Origin of the sequence: Synechococcus sp. R3-13 (genome assembly GCF_047462195.1) — a bacterium.
Taxonomy (GTDB): Bacteria; Cyanobacteriota; Cyanobacteriia; order Thermostichales; family Thermostichaceae; genus Thermostichus.
The window spans coordinates 1-5,076 of the sequence record NZ_JANSIO010000267.1 but is presented as its reverse complement, the minus strand read 5'-3'; the positions used below and the strand labels follow the sequence as shown (position 1 = coordinate 5,076).

Annotated in this window: 4 protein-coding genes; all 4 read right to left on the bottom strand. The window is 60.0% G+C overall.

All coding sequences use genetic code 11. The features are described from left to right. On the bottom strand, positions 1 to 643 hold a 643-nt coding region (grpE, locus tag NW856_RS08410; protein WP_414399813.1), incomplete at its 3' end, for a nucleotide exchange factor GrpE. A 180-nt stretch (positions 644 to 823) separates the two neighbouring features. Further along, positions 824 to 2,485, bottom strand: a complete 1,662-nt coding sequence (locus NW856_RS08405) for a bifunctional metallophosphatase/5'-nucleotidase (RefSeq protein ID WP_414399812.1) — start codon at positions 2,483 to 2,485, stop codon at positions 824 to 826. Between the two features lie 40 nt (positions 2,486 to 2,525). Further along, positions 2,526 to 3,746 (bottom strand): DUF445 domain-containing protein, encoded by a 1,221-nt coding sequence (locus NW856_RS08400; protein WP_011434466.1) that lies wholly within the window; start codon positions 3,744 to 3,746, stop codon positions 2,526 to 2,528. Positions 3,747 to 3,812: 66 nt separating this feature from the next. Continuing rightward, positions 3,813 to 4,745: a hypothetical protein gene (locus NW856_RS08395; RefSeq protein WP_414399811.1), complete on the bottom strand. Its 933-nt coding sequence runs from the start codon at positions 4,743 to 4,745 to the stop codon at positions 3,813 to 3,815. Positions 4,746 to 5,076: the final 331 nt, after the last annotated feature.

Genomic DNA, 5,076 nt, shown 5'->3' with positions numbered 1-5,076 from the left:
GGGGGGATGGTTCAGAGCTGGGGCTGCCCGCCGAGACGGCTACCATGGCATGACGGATCACCAAGTCCCCCAACTTGTAACCCGGCTGATATTCGACGGCTACCACATCTTCAGGATAGTCTGGGCTGGGCTGACGGGCTATGGCTTCGTGCAGGTTGGGGTCGAAGGGCTGGCCCACCGATTTCATGCGGGAGACGCCCATCTTCTTCAGGCATTCCACCAGCAGGCGGTAGACGCTCTGGTAGCTGTTGTGCAACTCCCGCTCGCGGTCGGTTTCCAGCTTCAGCTGCTGCTGAGCCCGCTCAAAGCTGTCCACAACAGGCAAGATCTCCAGCACAAATTTCTGCCGTTCTTTTTGGCTGAACTCTTCTTTTTCCCGCTGGGTACGCCGCCGGTAGTTTTCAAAATCGGCGTAGAGGCGCAGGTAGGCGTCTTCTTTCTCTTTGAGTTGCTGGCGGACAACTTCCAACTCGTGCTGGAGCTGCTTGAGAGCTTCACCGGGATCTGGAGAAGGCTCAGCTGCGGTTTCTCCGGAGGAGGTACCGGCTTCTGCTTCGCTATCTTCCAAAATCAGCTTCTCCAGCTCTGCCTCTACGTCGATCTCTTCTTCCTGTAGTTCAGGATAGGTATCTTCTGGGGCCATCGGTTGCTTCTCTTCGGCAGTCATGGGCGATGTCGGCAAGTGTTAGCAATGAGCAGTGACTCGGATATCCCCAGTTTGGCAGTTTCAAAACCGCCGCTGCACTCAGCCAAACCAGGCTCTGTGTTGATCGTATTCTACCGGGTTCTCTTTCAGCCAGTTGAAGTCAATATCTTTTCTTTCCTAGCCGACCAGCAGATGTTCGCGTGGCCGGCCCAGGCAATCGGGGAAGTAGATCTTGGCCAAGTCGGGGATTAGGCGCCAGTTGGGGCTGTAGATGGGTTGAATGGGGGAGTGGGTGTGAATATAGTAGACCAGAAAGTCGCGGATGCTATCGGCTGAGATCCACAGGGTTTGGGCTTCTTGGAACATGCTGTAACCGCCGCCGCCGCCGGCTCGGTAGTGGTTAATGGCCAGGCGAAAGGTCTGTGCTGGTTCCACCGGCTGTCCGCGGAATTGTAAGGTCACCAGGCGCTTTCCTACGGGGCGGGTGAGATCGAAGCAGTAGTCGATGCCGTGGTAGAGGTCGAAGGTGTAGCCGCGGGCTTCGGGGGCCACGACGGCAGCAGGATCGGCGGGAAGGTGATTGGGATCCAACTGGCGAAAATAGCCGGCAGTCTGTTCCAGGGCGCGCCGCAGAATATCTCCGGTGATCTCCAAAACGCAGAGGGTGTTGTCGTAGACGGTGAGGCTGTAGGCATCTTGCAGGGAGATGGGGCCTGCTGACAGGCCGGCGCTGCTGCAGATGTTGACCAGGGAGAGCTCTGCGGGGAATCCTGCCTCCCGCACTGCTTGCAATTGGGCCTGATGGAGCAGCTCTGCCAGAGGGTTGGCCCCCAGACGGGCTGCCAGACCGCCGCTATAGGCAGAACGGGCTTGGCCGATGGGCTGACGGATGTAGCGCAGGGTGGCTTGATGATAGGGCTCTGTCAAGGCCAAGAGTTCGGGATCGGGAGGGATCCCTTCGGCGGAGAGGAGCTGTGCGCTTTTCCCGAGAATTTGCCAGCGGCTGCCCTGGCGCTCCAGCTCCAGGGATACCTGGGAGAGGTGGCTGCCCCAATAGCCGGGCTGCACCACTAGAGCTGGGGATCCCCCCAGACCGGCGATGGTCTGGTGGGTATGGCCGGAGAGGATGACGTCAATGCCGTCCAGTTCGGCCAGGGCCAACAGTTCGTTTTCCCCTGCCAGGCTTTTGTTGCTGCACCAGCCGGAGCGATCCGGGTTGTGCCAGTGCTCAGGGGTGCGCAGGGGGGGCAATTGGTTGGGGCCGCTGTGCAGGATCAAGATCAAAACATCCACCTGAGGTCGCAGCAGCGATAGGTAGTGTCGGGCGGTCTCCAACAAGGGGGCAAAGCGCAGCCCCGCAATGTAGTCGGGTCGCTCCCAGGTGTCGATGCGGGGGGTGGTCAGCCCTAGCAAGCCAACGCGAACCCCGGCCAATTCCCGGATCAGGTAGGGCTGGAAGAGGGGATCCCCATTCTGGCGGAGGATGTTGGCGCAGAGCACCGGACAGCGGAGATCGCCGACAAAATCCCGGAGAACCTGAAGCCCAAAGTTAAAGTCGTGGTTGCCAGGGGTAAAGGCGTCGTAGCCTAGGGCGTTGAGGGCATGGGCCAAGGGGTGGGGAGAGACGCGCTCCACTTGCGCATAGTAGGTGCCCAAGGGGGATCCCTGAATGGTGTCGCCGCTGTCGATGAGCAGGACGGGATCCTCACTGGCAGCTCGCACGCGCTTAATAAGGGTGGCCAGCTTGGCTAGACCGTGCTCCGCAGGGATCCCGGTGAAGTAGTTCCAGGGATGTAGATTGGCATGGAGATCCGAAGTGTGGAGAATTGTTAATCGCATTCTCATATCATAGCCAAAGTCAAAGCCCAACCCAAACTCGTCAGCCCAGCAAGAACAGCACCTGCACACAGCCCACCAAAAAGCCGAGGAGGCCGCCTAAGTTGACGATGGCCTGGAGTTCTTGGCGCACGATCTGCTGGATGGCCTGCTCCAGGTCGGCAGGGGAGGTGGCGTTGACTTTATCGGCAATGACCTGATCCAGGTTCAACACCGGGATCACCTGCATCATCAGGGATTCGAGATCCCGTTCTAGGTAGCGCTCCAAGACCAAAGCCAGGTCGGCGCTGATCTGATCGATGGAGGTGATCAACGCCTTGGAGTTGCGCAGGCGTCCCAACACCAGGCTGGCCACTTTTTCCCAATCGATGGTCTCCCCCAGCCCTTTGATAACCTCTGGCCCTTGGCTGCGCAGGTAATCTTGGATCCCGTCGCGGAGGGCACGGCGCAACTGACGCACGGCGGAAACCGGCAGGTTTTGCAGCGAGAGGTTCTGCAGGATCTCGGTCAGGCGGCGGGAGGCGTTGATGTCTTTGAGCAGATCTTCCAAGATGGCTTCTGCCCCTTCCGGCTCTTCTAGACAATAGGTGCGCAGGCGCAACAGGGCATTTTTCAGGCCGAACAAGTTGGCCACCACCCAGTAGGAGCCGGTCGCTCGTTCACGAAACTCCTCGTCAAGGGATTCGATGTTGCGATCGGTGAGAAAGTCCACCAAGTTCTGCCGCAACACCTTTGGGGGCAGCGCCTGCTTCAGGATCCACTCCGAGAGCTGCTTAGCCTGCTCGCTGCTGAGGCGCAGCTCCAGCAACACTTGGTCGAACAGTTGGTTAATGGGCCCTTCCAAAAAGGTTTCTTGGCGGGCAAGCACCTTCACCAGGCGGGGCAACGACTCGTTAAACAGGTCGGCTAAAATGCGCGCCAACACCTGAGCAGTTTGCTGCTGTTGCTCAGGGTTTTGCAGCCGATCCAGAGCTACCCCCAGCAGCCAGCGGATCCCAGCTTGCATGCGCTCGGTTTGCAGCAGCTTGCGGGCCAGATTGTGCAGTTCCTCCGGCGTGAGCAGGGATCCCATGATGGTCTTGGCGATCTGCTTGGCCAGACGGGGTTGGTTCTGCGGGATCAAACCGGGGGTGAAGGGGATGCGCCAGCCGAAAACCCGATAGGGGCGGTAGGGCCGGAACAGCATTTTGATGGCAATGTCGTTAGTGAAATAGCCGATCACCAGCCCGGCCAGCGGGGGCACAACGTAGATCCAGAAGGCCATGGAAGCAATTGAGGGTGCTCTCTTCTACTCTACTGACCTGCCCCAGCGCAAGAGAGCGTTGACCAGTTATTGGATGATCAGGCTATCGGTCAGTTCCAGCTCCACCAACGTATTGGGCTGCAGCGTCACCACCCGGTCAATATTGGTACTGCCTGCCGCAGCGCCGGCCAAGCTGCCGGCCAAGATCGGCAAAAAGCCCCATCCCCCCGTGAGGATCCCCAAGGCCAACCCACCTGCTGCCCCATAGCCTGCCCCGCGGGCTACAGTTGTGCCGACATCGGCGTTGCGATCCAACCCGACTGGTAGCGGCGCAGATTGGCCTCTCACCAAGTAGGTGGAAGACCCAATGGTGAGGCGGTTGGCCACAAAGCGGCTGCCGACGACCCGCTCTTGGGGATCGGCGCTCTCCGACTCCCGACCAGGAAACTTCTGTTCTCGGTAAACCGGCTCAAAAGTGCCCCACACTACACTCCCTGCCGGGATCACCACCTGGCCAAAGCGATCCACCACCGGCTCGGAGACTTCCAGGTGGCCGTTAATGGCCTGGTAGGGCTGGAAAGTGATGGGGCGGTAGACCGTGAGGAGAATACGGGTGCCGGCAGGCAGCTCGCCCCGCGTGGCTCCAGGGAGATCCCCACCTGGGCTGAGGTCGGGCCGACGTTGATAGGAATAGGCCTCGCCTTGGGGGAGTTGTCCACCTGAGGCCGCTGGAACGGGCACCACCGGGATCGGATCCAAGGCCGGAGCTGTGGGATCCAGCGGCATTTGCGGCACCTGAGGTACCGGTGGCAGGGCCGTGGCAGAGCCGGGGGAGGGCGGAGGGCTCAGCAAGGGTAGGGTAGGGACGGGATCCCCCCTGGGGGGCACCGGCTGAGGGGTGAACTCGAACTGCTGAGCGGCAACCGGGGCAACAGCAGCGGCCATCAACATCCCACCCAACACCCCCCAAAAGGAACTCCTCTGCAACAAATGCAGGAACGGCTGCAAGGTTGAGCTCATGGATCCCATCCGGTCGCAACTGGCAGTAGCTTAACATCCTGCCCCGCTTGTGCCCACTAGATTTAGTAGGTATTAAGGGATCGGAAGCTCTTAAAACACTATTGAGCCTGTTCGGGGTCTGGATCGAGTTTTCCCTAGGGGCTGGGGGAAGGAGAAGGAGTCGGTCCGCCGGGATCCCCTGGCTGGGGGGCTGGGGATTCTGGCTTAGGAGACTCTGTAGCCTCACTCTCCTGAGCCTCGGGGCTGGACTCCGGCTTGGGTTCTGCAGGAGACCGTCCTTCTGGAGAAGGAGAAGGTGAAGGCTGATACATTTACGCTGAACACTGCTGAA